The organism is Bacterioplanoides sp. (assembly GCF_965219715.1).
Classification (GTDB): Bacteria; Pseudomonadota; Gammaproteobacteria; order Pseudomonadales; family Oceanobacteraceae; genus Bacterioplanoides.
Genome location: NZ_OZ244785.1, coordinates 1,396,654 through 1,413,447 on the forward strand (window position 1 = coordinate 1,396,654; position 16,794 = coordinate 1,413,447).

At 50.5% G+C, this 16,794-nt stretch carries 16 protein-coding genes; 5 read left to right on the forward strand and 11 right to left on the reverse strand.

The window, feature by feature from the left end:
• Positions 1–21: 21 nt before the first annotated feature.
• Together ACOQOZ_RS06885 and ccoG are read left to right on the forward strand one after the other, a co-directional pair.
• Positions 22–1,455, forward strand: a complete 1,434-nt coding sequence (locus tag ACOQOZ_RS06885) for a sigma-54 interaction domain-containing protein (RefSeq protein WP_420591535.1) — start codon at positions 22–24, stop codon at positions 1,453–1,455.
• 179 nt (positions 1,456–1,634) lie between these two features.
• Positions 1,635–2,990 (forward strand): cytochrome c oxidase accessory protein CcoG, encoded by a 1,356-nt coding sequence (gene ccoG / locus ACOQOZ_RS06890; RefSeq protein ID WP_420591536.1) that lies wholly within the window; start codon positions 1,635–1,637, stop codon positions 2,988–2,990.
• A gap of 84 nt (positions 2,991–3,074) precedes the next feature.
• On the opposite strand, the gene ACOQOZ_RS06895 is transcribed toward ccoG, so the two are convergent.
• The 3 genes from ACOQOZ_RS06895 to ACOQOZ_RS06905 form a co-directional block, all read right to left on the reverse strand.
• On the reverse strand, positions 3,075–5,192 hold the full coding sequence (locus tag ACOQOZ_RS06895; RefSeq protein ID WP_420591537.1) for a TRAP transporter large permease subunit: 2,118 nt from the start codon (positions 5,190–5,192) through the stop codon (positions 3,075–3,077).
• A gap of 129 nt (positions 5,193–5,321) precedes the next feature.
• A complete protein-coding gene (locus ACOQOZ_RS06900; RefSeq protein WP_420591538.1) occupies positions 5,322–6,341 on the reverse strand; it encodes a putative solute-binding protein in 1,020 nt (339 codons plus the stop codon).
• A gap of 3 nt (positions 6,342–6,344) precedes the next feature.
• The gene (locus tag ACOQOZ_RS06905; RefSeq protein WP_420591539.1) at positions 6,345–7,352 is read right to left on the reverse strand and encodes a hypothetical protein; all 1,008 of its coding nucleotides are present in this window, start codon (positions 7,350–7,352) and stop codon (positions 6,345–6,347) included.
• A 217-nt stretch (positions 7,353–7,569) separates the two neighbouring features.
• Between ACOQOZ_RS06905 and ACOQOZ_RS06910 the strand changes: the two genes are divergently transcribed.
• Entirely contained in the window at positions 7,570–8,451 is an 882-nt protein-coding gene (locus ACOQOZ_RS06910; RefSeq protein ID WP_420591540.1) for a hypothetical protein, read from the forward strand.
• A 46-nt stretch (positions 8,452–8,497) separates the two neighbouring features.
• On the opposite strand, the gene ACOQOZ_RS06915 is transcribed toward ACOQOZ_RS06910, so the two are convergent.
• The 4 genes from ACOQOZ_RS06915 to ACOQOZ_RS06930 form a co-directional block, all read right to left on the reverse strand.
• The gene (locus ACOQOZ_RS06915; RefSeq protein ID WP_420591541.1) at positions 8,498–9,310 is read right to left on the reverse strand and encodes an S-methyl-5'-thioinosine phosphorylase; all 813 of its coding nucleotides are present in this window, start codon (positions 9,308–9,310) and stop codon (positions 8,498–8,500) included.
• Positions 9,249–10,307 (reverse strand): beta-N-acetylhexosaminidase, encoded by a 1,059-nt coding sequence (gene nagZ, locus ACOQOZ_RS06920; protein ID WP_420591542.1) that lies wholly within the window; start codon positions 10,305–10,307, stop codon positions 9,249–9,251. Before nagZ ends, ACOQOZ_RS06915 begins: the two co-directional genes overlap by 62 nt.
• The gene (locus tag ACOQOZ_RS06925) at positions 10,292–10,807 is read right to left on the reverse strand and encodes a L,D-transpeptidase family protein (RefSeq protein WP_420591543.1); all 516 of its coding nucleotides are present in this window, start codon (positions 10,805–10,807) and stop codon (positions 10,292–10,294) included. The genes nagZ and ACOQOZ_RS06925 overlap by 16 nt, the downstream gene beginning before the upstream one ends.
• 94 nt (positions 10,808–10,901) lie before the next feature.
• Positions 10,902–11,546 (reverse strand): TetR/AcrR family transcriptional regulator, encoded by a 645-nt coding sequence (locus ACOQOZ_RS06930; RefSeq protein ID WP_420591544.1) that lies wholly within the window; start codon positions 11,544–11,546, stop codon positions 10,902–10,904.
• A 257-nt stretch (positions 11,547–11,803) separates the two neighbouring features.
• Here ACOQOZ_RS06930 and lexA point away from each other — a divergent pair, with 257 nt between their 5' ends.
• Positions 11,804–12,403, forward strand: coding sequence for a transcriptional repressor LexA (lexA, locus tag ACOQOZ_RS06935; protein ID WP_420591545.1), 600 nt, complete (start codon positions 11,804–11,806; stop codon positions 12,401–12,403).
• Between the two features lie 32 nt (positions 12,404–12,435).
• Positions 12,436–12,879 (forward strand): cell division inhibitor SulA, encoded by a 444-nt coding sequence (locus ACOQOZ_RS06940; RefSeq protein WP_420591546.1) that lies wholly within the window; start codon positions 12,436–12,438, stop codon positions 12,877–12,879.
• Positions 12,880–13,024: 145 nt separating this feature from the next.
• Here the strand turns inward: ACOQOZ_RS06940 and ACOQOZ_RS06945 are convergent, their stop codons facing one another.
• The 4 genes from ACOQOZ_RS06945 to htpG all read right to left on the reverse strand — a co-directional run bounded on the left by ACOQOZ_RS06945 (position 13,025) and on the right by htpG (position 16,670).
• On the reverse strand, positions 13,025–13,276 hold the full coding sequence (locus tag ACOQOZ_RS06945; protein ID WP_068658788.1) for a hypothetical protein: 252 nt from the start codon (positions 13,274–13,276) through the stop codon (positions 13,025–13,027).
• A 149-nt stretch (positions 13,277–13,425) separates the two neighbouring features.
• Complete coding sequence (locus tag ACOQOZ_RS06950) at positions 13,426–13,890, reverse strand: DUF6586 family protein (RefSeq protein WP_420591547.1); 465 nt, start codon at positions 13,888–13,890, stop codon at positions 13,426–13,428.
• Between the two features lie 30 nt (positions 13,891–13,920).
• A complete protein-coding gene (locus tag ACOQOZ_RS06955) occupies positions 13,921–14,490 on the reverse strand; it encodes a YfaZ family outer membrane protein (RefSeq protein WP_420591548.1) in 570 nt (189 codons plus the stop codon).
• A 278-nt stretch (positions 14,491–14,768) separates the two neighbouring features.
• A complete protein-coding gene (htpG, locus tag ACOQOZ_RS06960) occupies positions 14,769–16,670 on the reverse strand; it encodes a molecular chaperone HtpG (protein WP_420591549.1) in 1,902 nt (633 codons plus the stop codon).
• Positions 16,671–16,794: the final 124 nt, after the last annotated feature.

Genomic DNA, 16,794 nt, shown 5'->3' on the forward strand with positions numbered 1-16,794 from the left:
ACTCATCGCTCTGAATTCCCCATGATGAAAACCATGAACCTGACTCACAGTGAACTCACCCACCGTTATCAGCGTATTCTCGAAGCTATGTCCGAGGGTGTCTATGGCCTGAATGCCGACGGCCATGCCACTTTTGTCAATTCGGCCGCCGAACACCTGACCGGCTGGACTCAGGATGAAATCCGCGGCAAAAGTATTCACCAGTTCCATCACCACAGCCATGCTGATGGTAGCCATTACCCACAAAGCGAGTGCCCGATTTATCACACCTTACAAACCGGCAAAAGCGCACACAGTGATCACGAAGTTTTCTGGCGTAAAGACGGCAGTTTTTTTCCTGTGGAGTACTCCAGCACCGCCATCATCGAAAAAGGTGAGATCACCGGTGCGGTGATTGTGTTTAAAGACATCAGTGAGCGACTGGAACACCAGAAATCTCTGCAAGCAGCCCTTGCTCAGGTCGAGCAGTTAAAGCAGAAGCTGCAGGACGAAAACCGTTACTTACAGCAGGCGCTGCGCGAACACCAGAACCACAGGGATCTGATTGGCCAGAGCGATGCCATGCAGCAACTGCAGCACGCCATCGAACAAGTCGCTCCAACTCCGAGTTGCGTTCTGGTGCAGGGTGAGAGCGGTACTGGTAAAGAGCTGGTTGCCGAGGCTTTACACCGCCACAGCCAACGTCATCAAAACTCGATGGTAAAAGTGAACTGTGGCGCGATTGCCGACAACTTATTAGAAAGCGAATTATTTGGTCATGAACGTGGCGCCTTCACCAGTGCTCATCAACGTCGCATCGGTCGCTTTGAGCAAGCCAATGGCAGTACGCTGTTTCTTGATGAAGTTGCAGAACTGTCGCCAGCCGCCCAGGTGAAACTGCTTAGGGTATTACAGGAAGGAGAAATTCAGCGCCTTGGCAGCAGCCAAACCATCCGTGTGGACGTCCGGGTAATTGCCGCCACCCACCGCAATCTTGAACAGATGGTGGAGCAAGGTGAATTCCGTGCGGACCTCTATTTTCGCCTGCGAGTATTCCCTCTCACCATTCCTCCTCTGAGAGAACGCAAGGCCGATATTCCGTTATTGGTCAGACACTTTTTACGCACCCTTAGCCAACGACTGGGGAAGCGGGAGCCAGAACTGCCACCCGCTACCCTGCAGCAACTGATGCAACATCACTGGCCGGGCAATGTGCGTGAGCTGGGTAATGTGCTGGAACACGCTCTGATTGTCAGTGATCATCAGTTGATTATTCCAACACTCAACACCCCGGATATCAGCGGCGAGCAACAAGCCAAACCGGTAGCGATGGCGGAGGCCGAGCGTCACCATATCAGCCAGGCACTGAACTACTGCAACGGCCTGATTGCTGGCAAAGGAGGTGCTGCAGAACTGCTCGATCTGCCACCATCCACCCTGCGCTCTCGCATGAAGAAGCTGAACATTCAACGCTAAGAGCTGAATACAACCAACCCTCCAAACACGCGACATTTCGCCTGTCGCGATATATCGCGTCGATATTTCACACAAACATCCTTAGAAGCATGAAAGAAGCCCATGGACATGGGCTTTTGATATTGGTACAGCGGTTGCCATAGCTTTCTCAGATTAACTAGAAAGTATGAGAGAGCACTATGTCGAACACGAGCGAGATCGACTGGCAAGCGAGACGTATTGATGTCCAACCCATCGATGAATACCCTCACCGGGTAAAGCTGACCAGTGGTCGCTTCCGCAACTGGCGCCGCATCAGCACCTGGCCATTAATGGCCGCGTTTTTTATCACGCCATGGCTGACCTGGAACGATAATCCGGCAGTCTATTTCAACCTGGTACAGAAAGAATTCCACCTCTGGAACTGGGTTCTGTGGCCGGAAGATTTAACCATCATTACTGGTTTACTGGTTGGTGGTGCCTTTGCGCTGTTTTTTGTTTCTATGTACGCAGGCCGACTATGGTGTGGTTATGCCTGCCCACAAACCACCTGGACATTTATGTTTGTCTGGCTGGAAGAAAAGATTGAAGGCTCACGCAATTCACGTCGCAAGCACGATCGCGGCCAGGCCACATTCGAGCAAAAACTCCGCCGTGGCATTAAGTTTTTGCTGTGGGGCGCCATTTCACTGGCCACCGCCGTTACCGCACTGGCCTACTTCTACCCGCTGGAAATCTGGGCTGCCGACCTGGCACAGGGTGATATCTCAGGAGCAGCCAGCGCCTGGGTCATTATCATTGCCGGACTGACCTTTATTAATGCGGGCTGGTTGCGCGAAAGCTTCTGCACCCACGCCTGTCCTTACTCACGCTTCCAATCCGTGATGTTTGATTCATACACCCAAACGGTTCGTTACGATGAGCAACGTGGCGAGCCGCGTGGTAAAAGCAACCCAAGTAATAAAACCGGCGACTGTGTTGACTGTAATCTGTGTGTTCATGTTTGTCCGACCAACATCGATATCCGTGACGGTTTGCAGATCGCTTGTGTCGATTGTGGTGCCTGCATTGATGCCTGTGATCAGGTTATGTTGAAGCTGGGTAAGCCAACCGGACTGATTACCTACGAACCGGAGATGCAGCGCTCAGCCGGTCAACGCTGGCGCTTGTGGGGCTATGGCATGGCCGTTTGTGTCACTGCCGTATTAACGCTGTTCAGCACTTTGAATAACGAACCACTGACGGCCAGTATTCAGCGTGATCGCGTTTCGTTATACGAGCTGACTCCTAACGATACGGTGCTGAACCGCTACCATTTAAGCCTGCACAATCGCACAACCGACACCCTGATTGTCACCATCTTTGACAGCAACAAACAGATTGGTGAAATCGAAATACCGGCAGGCGCGCGCGCAGGTCAGGCGATTAATATTGAACGTGAAATGAATGTGCCTTCAGGCAAGGTCAGCATCTCGCTTAATTATGGAGAGTTTGAGCCTCAAACGCTGGAAGTCACTTATTCCAACCCTTATGCCAATCAGCTTGCTGCCAATTAGCTCTGTACTGACAGGCAATTCTTAAGACATAAAAAAACCGGAGCGTGCTCCGGTTTTTTTTTATCTCGCTAACTAACTCTGACGTCAGCTGTAACCAACCGCCAGTGGTACAAAAGCAACCAGCAATAAAGCAATGGCCATCGTCACCAGCGGCAACAGGATTTTCTCGTAGCGATACCAGAAGTTGTGACCTTCCTGACTGGCAAGCGCCACCTCTTTCTCACCCACAACCTGCCTGGTCAATAAGTGATTCAAAGCGACGGGCGGACTGAGGTAGCCCAGCTCAAACGCAACCAGCGTCACCATCCAGAAGTGCACCGGATGAATACCACTGTCATACGCAACGGTAGCAATGGTCGCACTCACCAGAATCACCGCGCCGTACGGGTCCATCACCATGCCAATCACCACCAGGATGGTAACCAACAACGCCATTGCCAACCAGACGGATTCAAAATCGGTCGGGAACAGCGCCATTAATTCAGCACGCTCAATAACACCACCAATACTGACCGACATTCCCATCAGCATTAACAGCGCACCGATGTGACCTGTGGTTTCTGTGGTTGCTTCACGCAGCGTCTTCTCGAGAGAATCACGACCCTGAACCAGGTCGTTAATGCCTTTTTCGACACGTTCTTCAACGTAATCAACATTCATGTTTTCACGCGCAAGAATGCCTTTTTCCTGAGCAACGCGCTCATAAACCAGAATCACCAACAACAGCACTGGCAGAATAAACGGAGCAGAGAATTCATCCAGATAAGCATTCAGTGCAAAACCGTACACCAGCAGCGTACCACCGATAATAAATACGTACGGAATCAGTGGTTTCAGTGCTTTGCGGAACTCAACCCAAACATCATCTGGAAAACGGATACGAATAGAGTCCTGACTGGTCAGCAGAGCCATACCACCAAACAAAAGTGTCGTCAGCAGGAATACTTTGATCCCCCATCCAAACAACTGGTCAGTGGTAACTTCGTTATTTAGCGCCGCAACAATCACCACCAATAAACATGGGCGTAATACCACACCCAAAGAACCTGACATTGCCGTCGCCGCCAACGCCAGCTGACGACGAGCACCGGCACGGCGTAATTCAGAATAAATCAGACCACCGACCGCAATAACAAAGATACCGGAACCACCGGTATAAGCCGTCGGAATTGCCGCCAATGCAACCACGGCAACCGCCAGAATCTCCGGAGGTAACTTAAATGGACGGAACAGATCAAACACAACTTTGGCAAGCAAAGTACGCTTCAGCAACATACCGATCCAGACGTACAAACCGACATTCAGGAACAGTTGCGACAGCTCCATCATCTGATTCAGATAAATACCAATACCGGCGCTGTGACCCGATGAAATAAAGTAAAAACCAGAAATCATACTCATGGTGGCGTACAAAGGTACGGCCAACTGAGCCTTCAGGAAGCTACCGCCCGGCTTGGCATCTTTTGGAATAAACAGGAACTGATAAACACTCAGCAGGAAGATCGCAGCAAAACCAACAATCCACAAATGATGCAGGATATTGTGCTGACCACTGACCTCAACACCAGCGGAAAATGCCACATCACGGAAGCTGTACACAGAATAAAACAGAATTGCCGAGGCAATCAGCTGAGCGCCGGAAGCCACGCGATAATCCATCGCCGTTTCCATTGGACGCAGAGCAATATGGTGACGACGGAACAGTGCCGTCAGACCACAAATCAACACCAGTACCGCCAGCATAATACGCTGTGCGCTCAGGCCCATTTCACCAAACTGAGCAACCCCGAGCTCGACGGCACGGAACACCTGAACTCCGGGAGTGATACGTTCTACCGTATCCTGATATTGCTGATGTTTAACCTCACATTGCTGCTTGGCCGCCACCAGAGACTGGCGCATCGCATCTTCATCAACCGGCTCAGCATCAAACAAGTCCCACTCGTCTTCTTCTGCCGCCGCCTCAGCAACCAGAGTGGCCAGCTGAGTATCGATGTTCATATTGATATCGCAGCTTGGCTCTACCGGGTCGCTACGCAGCATAAAATAGCCATCCCAAATGCCTTCACCCACCTGTAACAGCTGGGCGTGCATGGCATGACTGGTGTTTAAAATGACAACAAATACCAGCACCAGAAAGGCCGGTAACGCGGCGAGCCATTCATAGGCAGTACGATTGCCTACGCGGATAGCTTGCTCCATAGTGATTTCCCCTGTAGTAGCCGCCAAGCGGCCGTGATTGCCTCCGGGAGCTGGACCGGAGTCAGAGCATCAGCTCTGGTGAGCTTTAGTTATTATGATGGTCGGGCTGCTGTCGCAGCCCTTATTTCATTATTCTAATTTTTCAACGCACTCGGCATTGGCCGGCGTCTCACGACAACGCAATTTGCGCAGAATTTTCAGCATGGTTGGGTGATAAACACCTTCATCACGCAATGCGATACGCACATCGCGTAACATCAGGTTGTATTTATCCACGTCAGCCGGGTTCAGGTCGACCCAGTACTTTTCAGGAATGGCCTGAGTGTCACGATTGACAAATTCGGCGACCTTATCGTAAGCCTCAGCAACGGTTTTACGCGACTGAATACCAAACTCAGGTGTAAACCGGTCTTTGTGCACCAGGATCTGGAAATCCAGATAAGCCAGGTTAAAGCGCACAATACCACCCTTGTCGCCAATACCCTTGTAAAGCTCCAGCGGCTTGTATGCCACCGCTGGTGCATAAGCAACATCAACGCTGCCGTTATTGAATTTGCCTGAGAAATTCGCGGAGTTGGCTGGCACAATGGATGCGCCCACATGGCGAACCAGACGCTTGGACGGCTCGTCATAATCGATGGTCGCAATACGCTTACCCGACAACTCTTCAACACTGTCAACAGTGCGGTCACGCAGGAACAGATAAATCGGGCCCGCAGGCATAATGCCAACCACTTCGTAACGGCCTTCGCTCATATACTTAGCCGCTTTTGGCGTAGCCAGCATATTCACCAGATTGCGCATAACCGTTTCCGATGGAATAGCGCCAATCGCTTCAACCGTCGAAGCAAATTTATTAAACGGGCGAGCACGGGCGCCGGTTACTAACACCGCATCACACTGACCGGCTTTAAAGTCGTCAGTAGCAATCTTTTCATCGGTGTAAGGACGCAACTTAAGGTCGTAACCCCATTCCAGCGCCTTAGTGGCGTAATCCTTGGCGGTGCCAAATAATGAACCATTCGCACCCAGTGGGTCGAACACACAGAACGTGCGCTTTTCCAGCGCCGCAGGAGCCGTAGCCGCCTGCGCACTGGTGAATCCTAATTGCGCTACCAGGCCAATTGCAGCCAGTACTGCTAAACGCATAAATCAGTCCTCCAGCAGGTCGTCAATATCAAGAGCTGGCGCCTGAGTACGGGCGTCATCCCAGAAGGTACCTAAACCACCAATTGGTGTGCGGGCACCGGTTGCCTCGGTCCACAGTCGATCAGAGATCGCCTGAATCTGACGAGTCGCCATGATGTCCATCATGCGGTACTGACGGTTGCTTGGGGTTGTCTTAACAGAAGCGGCATGACGACGAATGGCATCACGCAATTGTTGCTGATTGCCGGAACCATCAGCCACGGTAATTTCTACCGCGTGGGCCAGGCGAACACCCGCCGCCGAGGCAATGCGGCTGGCCGCATGCATTTCGGCCCACGGGTCTTTATCACTCTCAGCATCTGGCAGCATTATGTTAACTGCGGCAGAGGTGGCTTGTGGGATGCCCCACCAACGCTCATTATCAACACACTGAATACCACGGGTTGCTTTCATTGCGATGTCTTTAGGAACATTAACTGCGCCCTGAGCACGCACGTCATTCATAACCGCCTGAACACCCGCCAGCAGGCCCATCACCCAGAACAATTCTTCATCTTCACTCAGATCCGGGCACTCTTTTCCTGGCTCACCAAACTGGCTCACCAGATGACGATAGGCGGTGTACTGACGGTTGGCAGCCAGAGCAAATTGACGCTTCTCACGGATACGCGCATCTTTCGCTTCACCGATATTTTGCACACGGAAAGCACGCAGGTAAGCTAAGCCTTCTTCCTGCGCACGATCTTCAGCACAGGCACCAGCCATCATATACATGGTGATTGCCGGGCGGTCCGGGGTGTATGCCACTTCACTGAACGCCAGCAGACCACCGGTTAAACCTTCGGTCATGGCACAAGCCATCTGCGGATCATCGCCTTTCATACTGTAAGGAATGGCGTATTCCTCGGTAAAATCGTATGCAAACCAGCCGGTTGTTTTATAAACCATGCTGCAGCCAGACATAGAAATCAGTGCAACAGACAGCAGCGCAAAGCGCGTCAGAATTGACATGGAGCCCCCACATTTTTTGATGAGTATTGTTGTTATTGTGTCGGGAATTCCCATTCCCATGACCTTTTGCGGCAAAGTGTACCCTGAGTCTCGGTCACTTGCTTGACTTAATTGTCACCATCTTTGCGGCATTCAGGTCAATGCCGGGGCAAAATAGGTCGATTCGTGTAAATTAAAAAGGTTAATACATGCCAAGAAGAGGATATAGCAGGACGAAATGAACAAATCAGGCCCAGCAGATACACTGCCCGCGCAGCTGAATGAATTAATTAAAACCCACTTCAGCGACGCAGAACAACGCGTGGATATCGTGTATCAGCAACATTTTGCCAGCAGCCGTGCCATTCTTTCACGCCACTGGCGCCATAAAAAAGACATCCCAGCGGACCTGATGGCGCTGCCACGTTCGCTGTTTTCATTTGGCAAAAAACTAACTCGCCAAACAGCCTCAACAACGTCAGAGAATACCGACCGCAGCGGCAAGCAACAGGAAGTGTACGATCTGGTTTACCACGACCTGCTCGACTTACCCGGCCTGGAAAATAAGCTGGAGCAATACCTGCAACAAGCCGTCAGTGACTACCAACAGCAGATCGAACAACACTCCGAACTCAGCGACACTCAGCGCCAGCAATTTAAGCAATATGTGAATCACCAGATTGACCGCCTGCAGCTGACAAACGAAGGCCTGCGCGAAGGACTATTAGCTTTTACCCTGATGATCAGTGGCCGGATTCTCGGGGATAAAGCCATTCTATCCAGCGCCGCCAGCATTGGCGGTACCCTGGCGACTTCCGGCTACATCAGCCAACAAGGCTGGCTGACCGGATTGTGGTTGAGCTGGATGGGCGTGCCCGGCTGGGTAACGGTTGCTGGTGCCAGTGCCGGAGTGATGGGTGCACTGTTGTTATCGCCGGTCATAGCCCCGGGATTAGAATGGGGTATCAACCGACTCAGGGCGAGGAAGCTGTTGCTGCAAACGGTTCACAACGCCGAACAACAAATCCTGAAAAAGGATGGCTTACTCTATACCAGCCGCCTGGGAGTATATCTGCAGCTATTGCCTGACCTCGCCCAGTTTATTCAGCGGCTGAAATAACCACCACAGAAGAGTGCTGGCTTCAACACCCCCGTAGAATAAATGATTACTGCAGTCGCTCAATCGCCACAGCCAGCAGTTGTTTCACCTGATCCATTCCACCGGCAAGCACGGCACGAATTTCATCCATGGTGATTTCACCATCGCTTTTACCCGCTGCTGGATTCACCACCAGACATAAGCTGGCATAAGCGATATTCAGTTCGCGCGCCAGGGTCGCTTCCGGCATCCCTGTCATTCCCACCAGGTCACAGCCGTCACGTTCCATGCGATCGATTTCCGCAATGGTTTCCAGTCGAGGCCCTTGGGTCGCACCATAAACACCAAAATCCTGCAGAGAAAAATCACAGGAGTCCGCACTGTCGATTAATACCTGGCGTAACTGGTTGTCATATGGGTGAGTCAGATCGATGTGATCAAGCGGTTTGAATTCACCATCAAAAAACGTGCTTTCCCGCCCCCAGGTGTAATCAACAATCTGATGAGGCACAGCAATAACACCGGAACCCATTAATGGATGAATCCCCCCGACGGCATTCACAGCAATAATGGTATCGACACCACACTGTTGTAACGCCAGTAAGTTAGCCCGGTAATTAATTTTATGCGGAGGCACTGAATGCGGATGACCGTGACGGGCCAGAAAAACAATATCTTTTCCCTGCCACTTTCCTTCAGTTAACAGCCCCGAAGTTGGCCCCAGTGGAGTTTCCACCACCTGCTCTGAAATAACGTCGAGTTCTGGCAACTGGGTCAGGCCGGTACCGCCAATAATGGCTATTTTCTTTGCTTTCATATTAATTAAATAAATCTTTAATGCGCTGCTGAATCTGCTGACGCCGTTGGTGGACTTCGTCATCAACGTCAACAGCCGGAGGAATCAGTGGCGATAAATCAAGTGCTGATAATTGTGGGTTTTGTTGCCTGGCCTGGCGCACTGCTGCAACAACCTCAATTGCGGCTTCCCGATTATTACAAGCCAGCAAAGCGTTACAGCCAGCCCTGATCGCCTTAAGGCTACGCTCACTGTAATTACCTGCAGCTGCAGCTCCGGCCATGGATAAATCATCGCTGAAAATAACACCGTCAAATGCCAGCTGCTGACGTAAAACCTGCTGCAACCAGATTTCAGAAAAACCTGCGGTTGTGGTGTCATCCACACGTGGATACAACACATGCGCAGGCATTACACCCGCCAGTTTCTGTTGTGCCATCAACCGTGCAAACGGCTGAATATCGTACTGAATCTGTTCCAGTTCACGCTCATCAACCGGTAAATCCAGATGGGAATCCGCTTCAACCGCACCATGCCCCGGAAAATGTTTGCCCACCGCAGCCATCTGCAGTGATTGCATGCCTGAAATAAAAGCTCCAGCCAACTCAGTTACCGCATCAGCGTCGTGCCCAAAGGCGCGATCGCCAATAACTTTGGAACAATCACGCTCAATATCCAACACCGGCGCAAAGCTCAGGTGTACGCCCTGCTCAATTAATTCCAATGCCATTAACCAACCAAGATCTTCGGCCAAGCCTATTGCTTGCGCAGCATCTTCCTTATACATAGGCTCAAGCGAAAGCATGGCTGGCAAGCGGGTAAAACCATCACGAAAACGCTGTACCCGACCACCTTCCTGGTCAACGCAAATCAACAGATCCGACCGCAGGTCATAAATTGACTGAGTCAGCTGCGTGAGCTGCGCCGTATTTTGGTAATTGCGGCTGAAAAAAATTAGCCCGGCAATTTCCGGCTGCAATAAAAAGTCTCGATCAGCAGGCGTTAATTCTGTACCGGCGATATCAGCAACTACACCTACACCAACACCCAGTCGATTAGAAAACGTTACAGGTTCTTGCATGGAATTCTCGAAAAGCTGTGTGGCTGAATCCATACCTGAGTATTCGCTTCAACCAGATCGAATAACTCCAGCAGGTCTTTGTTGCGCATACGGATACATCCGTGGGACTTGGCGACACCCATCGGTTCCGAATCCGGTGTACCGTGGATATATATAAACCGCCGCATACTATCGACATTTCCCATGCGGTTGCGCCCGACTTCCAACCCTTGTAGCCAAAGAATACGACTCAGGATCCAGTCTCGCTGAGGATGATTTTCAGCTAATTCGTCGGAATAAATTTCACCGGTAGGCCTGCGTCCGACAAAGACTGCATTTTCAGGCTGAGCGGCGCCAATTTTGGCGGCGATACGATGCCAGCCCTGGGGCGTTTTACCGGAACCGGATTGTTCACCGATACCGTTAGCCGCGGTTGAAACAGAATAGAGATGGCAAATACCTGCCGTGGAAATCCTCAGAGCCTGATCAGCGATGGAAATTTCGATCAGATTGTCCGTCATTGAGCTGCCAGTAATAACGTTAAAATTAGCTGCCCAGCTTAGCAGAACTGAACAGCCGGAAGAATAACTCTGGAGTAATTAAAAGGTAGCAAAATCAGGCTTTTAAACCCGCGCCCAGGAAAGGGATTAACTTATCAAAAACCTGACCTATATCGGTATTCACACCGAACTCATGCTCAGCCATCGCCATCAGTGCATCCGCACCCGACAAGGTAAACACGGTAGCGCCAAGCATAAAGTGAATACGCCAGAAACGCTCAACATCATTCAGCTCTGGTGAGGCTGCGGTTACCAGCGCCATATAACGGGTAAATACCGTGCCATATTCCTGCTTCAGAAATTTACGCACGTGGCCCTGACCCTGAGCATATGCCAAACCCAACAGGCGCATAAAAATACCAAGACGACGCTGTCCATGATCTCCCTGAACAGCACCGTCTGATTGCAGCGCCGTTGCCGGCAACAACATTAGCACCGCATTTAAATCAGGTGCCTGATCACCTTGCTGCACAGAATATTCATCCAGGCGGGTTTCCAGTTGTTGGCAGAAGTTATCGAGAAAGCGGGCAAAAACTGCCTGAATCAGTTCCTTCTTAGAACCGAAGTGATAATTCACGGCCGCCAGATTTACACCGGCTTTGGTTGTGATATTGCGCAATGAGGTTTCGGCAAAGCCTTTTTCAGAAAAGAGCTCTTCCGCAGCATTTAATATCGATTTGGCCGTATCTTTGTTCGCCATTGCGCACAACCTATAAAAACAAGTGTTTCAAACATACGTTTAAAACATATGAATGGCAAGCCCTGAGCGCCCTGCAGCCATTTTCCTGCGTTACATCCTGTGATCACAAGCGTAACTCTACGATTCCGCCATCGCTTTATTGCGTAGGTAGCCAGTCGTATGGGCTTACCAGGCAACTCAACAAAAAGGTTTACACAGGTAAAAATACTGTATACATTTACAGTCACTGTATGGATCACCAGTTTGGATAAATAATCATGATCAAGCTGACCGCGCGTCAACAACAGGTTCTCGATTGCATTAAAGCCTCTGTGGAAGAAACCGGCTTTCCGCCAACTCGTGCAGAAATTGCTAACGAGCTGGGCTTCCGTTCTCCCAACGCTGCAGAAGAGCACCTGAAAGCACTGGCCCGCAAAGGCGCCATCGAAATGATGGCCGGAGCCTCACGTGGTATTCGTGTTATCGATGACACACCTAACGGTCTGCCAATTGTTGGCCGCGTAGCCGCAGGCGAGCCGATTCTGGCCCAGGAACACATCGACGATTATTGCGAAATTCCACCAAGCTTCTTCAAGCCGGAGGCCAACTATCTACTGGAAGTTCACGGTGATTCAATGATGGAAATGGGCATTCTTGATGGCGACTATATTGCCGTTCATCGTATGGATACAGCCCGCAACGGCGAAGTTGTGGTGGCCCGGGTAGACAACGAAGTAACCGTTAAGCGCTACGAGAAAAAGCGCAACAAGGTAACCCTCTTTCCGGAAAACAAAGACTACAGCCCCATCGAAGTCGACCTGAAAGAAGCCGACTTTGCGATTGAAGGTTTGTACGTTGGTGTGGTGCGCCGCAGCTAAACAGATTGAGAATTCTTATTCAGGGTGAAGATATGCGTCAGTTAACTCTAGGAATGGAACCACTTGGTATGGAACAGGGCGGCCTGAGCTTAAGCAGCCGCTCTCTGAAACAACCGCAGGTAAGCACTGGCAGCCTGACAGAAATGATTCTGAGCGAAGGCAGCGCGATTCAACCGATGCATCTGCTGCCATTACTGGCGCAATGCTCTGCCCAGCAACGCTGGCTGATGTGGCTGAGCCCGGAAATGCCAATGAATAAACACTACCTGGATAGCCTGGGCCTGCAGAATTCACCCGTGATTCATCTGGATGTTTGCGAACACAGCCAACAAGCTCTGATTGAAAAAGCACTACAGGCGGCCAACAGCCACCTGATTATCGAATGGCAAGGCTCCCTCACGGAACCACAACGCCAGAAAATAGAACAACAAGCGCACCTGTCCGGTAGCCACGTTGTACTGATTCAGCGCCGCTGAGAAATTCAGCGCGCTACATTTATTGCAGCAAATTCATCCCGTTGTGATAAATAACCCAACTGCCTCTTGCCTGATGCAGAAACAAAAAAGCCTTGCTTGGATTATCCTCGCAAGGCTTTTTTATGAATCAGGTAATATCTGACAATTAATGCAGTTGCTGCTGATATTCCGGCTGCTCAAAATCTTCGCGCTCGACTTCCATACCGGATAACTCGCCGACTTTACGCACACCGGCTTCAATCATCACCCGGGCAATGTCCATATGATGCGCCTGCAGGCTTGCTTTAGCATCATCGGAAAAATGAATACTCACCAGTGCATCGCCGTCCTGCTCGTCTGCACGACGCAGGGCAATATCACCATTCGACAGTTCTACAATCTCAAAAAAGCGTGCCATATCCGCCTCTCAAATCAGGGCGCGGGAGTGTAACACAGCGCCGGTGCTTTAGGGGCAGGAATTAGCCCCAAAAATCAGTGTAAATCAGAATAAGACTGTTGACCCGGCGCCGTGATAACACCCCGGAAATTCAGCAGGAACCATCAGGATTAACTCTCCTGACGGTTTTCCCGTTGCAGATCAATCAGTTGCGTCAGGCGTTCATGCCATAACGCAATGTCAGGAGTACTGTTATCAACCAGAGAAATCATGCCCGGCTGTACAGGAGTGACAGGTACTGAAATATTATCCGGCTGAGCCACCGCCGCGACCGCATTTAAAAACTGTCGTAACCAGGAAAAACTATCATTTTCCAGATGCTCCAGTTCCCGCATTTCACCGGTAACCAAAGGCGTCACTTGCAACAGCTGAGCTAATGATTCCACCGGCTGGCGATAAGTCGCCAGCTCTGCCAGTTCGTGCAGGTAGGACACATAAGCATCACGCAACAGATACAACGCACTGTCCTGCAAAGCATCTTTTAATACCACAGGCTCAGTCGTCTGCTGCGCTTGCTGTAACAACAAGCGGCATTGATACAACTTATGATTGGTGAAGCTTAACCAGCTGGCCATCTCAATCTCGATATCAGTTCAGTAACAGGATCAGAAATCGATCTTCAGACCCAGGTGAGCACCATCACCCAGTTCAAAACGATCTTTCACATCTTCCAGACGAATACCGGTGTAACGGTAACCCACATAAACACGAGCCGTCGGGATCAGTGAATACTGTACACGAATATCGGTATCAACCAGATTTTCAGCATCGGAAATAGACACCACTGGCGGCGCATAATAAGCGTAACCGGCAATGCTCACTTCCTGAAGCTGAGGCAGACGGTAACGGAAGAAACCACCAAGGCCGATACCACCACCGCTGTAATCTTTAGCACCACGGGTAGCAAAGCCGTACACCTTACCGCCAACACCGATATACAGGTTGCTGTCGGAGTTACGTACATCCACCACATGCGCACCAACTGACGCCATGTCGCCATCGTCGGTGTGATGCAAAACATCCAGGCTTACGTGTAAACCAGAACCCACCTTAGTTGCATCATAGGCAGCACGAACCACTTCATCGGATAAACTTAAATCCAGCGAGCCACCAGCATTGGCACCCGTAGCAGCAACCAATAACGCTGCAGCCGTCATTTTTTTGAACTGAGACATACACATTCCCCAAATCGAAAAACGATACACAAATACGTATCGACAACACTTTATTATTGCCGCGCATCATAACAGCGCAGGCTTGCAGGTGAAACAACAGCACCGTGCCGGAATTAAAAGAAAAGTAAAACTGACTTTTCCATCACATTTTTTATTTCGGCAAATATCACTGCACGATAAATTCTCAGCAAAAAAATACCCCGCCTCTTCATCACTGAAAAGACAGGGTATTTACTGAAATCAACAACCGGTTTGTTCGCGGTTATTTATTCCGTTGCTTACTTCATCAGATCCAGCAGCAGTTTATTCAGCTTGGCAACATAGTCACCCGGCTGCTTCAGTTGGCTGCCTTCCGCCAGTTGCGCCTGAGCGTGAATAATCTGAGTCAGCTCGTTAAAGCGATCTTCATCCTGCTCGGCATCCAAACGCTCAATTAACGGGTGAGTCGGGTTCACTTCCAGTGCGACTTCCGCTTCTGGCATTTGCTGGCCAGCCGCTTCCATCATACGACGCATGTGGCCACCCATGTCGTACTGACCCACGACCAGACAAGCAGGAGAATCGGTCAGGCGGGAAGTCACACGCACTTCTTTCACTTCGCCTTCTAATGCTTTTTGCAGACGTTCAACCAGATCTTTGTGGCTTTCTTCCAGCTCTTTCTGCTGAGTCTTTTCAGACTCATCCGCCAGCTCATCCAGGTCCAGCTCACCTTTGGTGACGTCCTGGAACACTTTACCGTCGAATTCATTCAGATGGCTTACCATCCACTCATCAACACGGTCGGTTAACAGCAATACTTCAACACCTTTGTTTTTGAAGTATTCCAGGTGTGGGCTGGTTGATGCCGCCGCGTGATTATCACCAGTAATGAAGTAAACCTTCTTCTGGCCTTCACGCATACGCGCCACGTAATCTTCCAGACCAACAGTCTGATCACTGCCTTCGCTCTGCGTTGTCGCGAAGCGGAACAGCTTGGCGATTTTTTCCTTGTTAGCGAAATCTTCAGCCGGGCCTTCTTTCAGTACTTCACCAAACTGGCTCCAGAATTCCTGATACTGTTCCGGCTTGTTTTTCGCCATTTTAGTCAGGGTATCCAGCACACGTTTCACCAGCGCACTGCGCATGGAATCAACCTGCTTGTCCTGCTGCAAAATTTCACGGGAAACGTTCAGCGACAGATCGTTGGAATCTAAAACACCTTTTACGAAACGCAGGTACATCGGCAGGAACTGCTCGGCGTCATCCATGATGAAGACACGTTGTACATACAGTTTCAGACCACGAGTGGCTTCGCGGTTCCACATATCGAATGGCGCTTTAGCCGGGATATACAGCAGGCTGGTGTAATCCAGTTTGCCTTCCACACGGTTGTGCATCCAGGTCAGCGGCTCGTTCCAGTCATGGGAAACGTGCTTGTAGAATTCTGTGTAGTCTTCGTCGCTCAGATCCGATTTAGGAACCGTCCACAGCGCTTTGGCTTCGTTTACCGCTTCCGGAATCTGCTTGTTATCACCGTCTTCATCTTCAGAAGACACTTCCTGTGGCAGGAATACCGGTACCGCTATGTGGTCGGAGTACTTCTTAATTAATGAACGCAGACGGAAGTTATCGGCAAACTCTTCTTCACCGTCTTTCAGATGCAGCGTAATACGGGTACCACGTTCTGCTTTATCGATGCTTTCCAGCGTGAAGTCACCCTCACCTGCCGATTCCCAGCGCGTACCGGAATCCGCAGCTTCACCGGCACGACGGGTTTCAACCGTAACTTTGTCAGCAACAATAAATGCTGAGTAGAAACCCACACCAAACTGACCAATCAGCTGGGAGTCTTTCGCCTGATCACCACTTAACTGGCTCAGGAACTCGGCAGTACCGGACTTAGCGATGGTACCCAGGTGGTTCACCACGTCATCACGGTTCATACCAATGCCGTTGTCGTCGATGGTGACAGTTTTCGCTTCGGCGTCAAAATCGATGTGTACCGCCAGCTCGCTGCTGCCTTCGTACAGGCCATCGTTCTGCAGCGCTTCAAAGCGTAATTTGTCACAGGCATCCGATGCATTGGATACCAGCTCACGCAGGAAGATCTCTTTGTTGGAATACAAAGAGTGAATCATCAGGTGTAACAACTGCTTTACTTCGGTCTTAAAGCCCAGTGTCTCTTTACTGGCAGCGGTCATGTATTGCTCCTTTCACTAGCTAAATCTTGAGTGCCATTTGTTCTGACAAAGTATCTGGGGGCCACAATTCAGAATTCAAGACCTCATCCCCAAGACAAACCCGACCGTCTTGCCTATTAGCGAA

Coding starts and splice junctions, on each gene's coding strand:
- ACOQOZ_RS06895 (WP_420591537.1), bottom strand. CDS start 5,192: ATGGAGCAAGCTATCCGCGTAGGCAATCGTACTGCCTATGAATGGCTC.
- ACOQOZ_RS06930 (WP_420591544.1), bottom strand. CDS start 11,546: ATGGCGAACAAAGATACGGCCAAATCGATATTAAATGCTGCGGAAGAG.
- ACOQOZ_RS06910 (WP_420591540.1), top strand. CDS start 7,570: ATGAACAAATCAGGCCCAGCAGATACACTGCCCGCGCAGCTGAATGAA.
- nagZ (WP_420591542.1), bottom strand. CDS start 10,307: ATGCAAGAACCTGTAACGTTTTCTAATCGACTGGGTGTTGGTGTAGGT.
- ACOQOZ_RS06955 (WP_420591548.1), bottom strand. CDS start 14,490: ATGTCTCAGTTCAAAAAAATGACGGCTGCAGCGTTATTGGTTGCTGCT.
- htpG (WP_420591549.1), bottom strand. CDS start 16,670: ATGACCGCTGCCAGTAAAGAGACACTGGGCTTTAAGACCGAAGTAAAG.
- ACOQOZ_RS06945 (WP_068658788.1), bottom strand. CDS start 13,276: ATGGCACGCTTTTTTGAGATTGTAGAACTGTCGAATGGTGATATTGCC.
- ACOQOZ_RS06905 (WP_420591539.1), bottom strand. CDS start 7,352: ATGTCAATTCTGACGCGCTTTGCGCTGCTGTCTGTTGCACTGATTTCT.
- ACOQOZ_RS06915 (WP_420591541.1), bottom strand. CDS start 9,310: ATGACGAAGTCCACCAACGGCGTCAGCAGATTCAGCAGCGCATTAAAG.
- ACOQOZ_RS06950 (WP_420591547.1), bottom strand. CDS start 13,890: ATGGCCAGCTGGTTAAGCTTCACCAATCATAAGTTGTATCAATGCCGC.
- ACOQOZ_RS06900 (WP_420591538.1), bottom strand. CDS start 6,341: ATGCGTTTAGCAGTACTGGCTGCAATTGGCCTGGTAGCGCAATTAGGA.
- ACOQOZ_RS06925 (WP_420591543.1), bottom strand. CDS start 10,807: ATGACGGACAATCTGATCGAAATTTCCATCGCTGATCAGGCTCTGAGG.
- lexA (WP_420591545.1), top strand. CDS start 11,804: ATGATCAAGCTGACCGCGCGTCAACAACAGGTTCTCGATTGCATTAAA.
- ccoG (WP_420591536.1), top strand. CDS start 1,635: ATGTCGAACACGAGCGAGATCGACTGGCAAGCGAGACGTATTGATGTC.
- ACOQOZ_RS06940 (WP_420591546.1), top strand. CDS start 12,436: ATGCGTCAGTTAACTCTAGGAATGGAACCACTTGGTATGGAACAGGGC.
- ACOQOZ_RS06885 (WP_420591535.1), top strand. CDS start 22: ATGATGAAAACCATGAACCTGACTCACAGTGAACTCACCCACCGTTAT.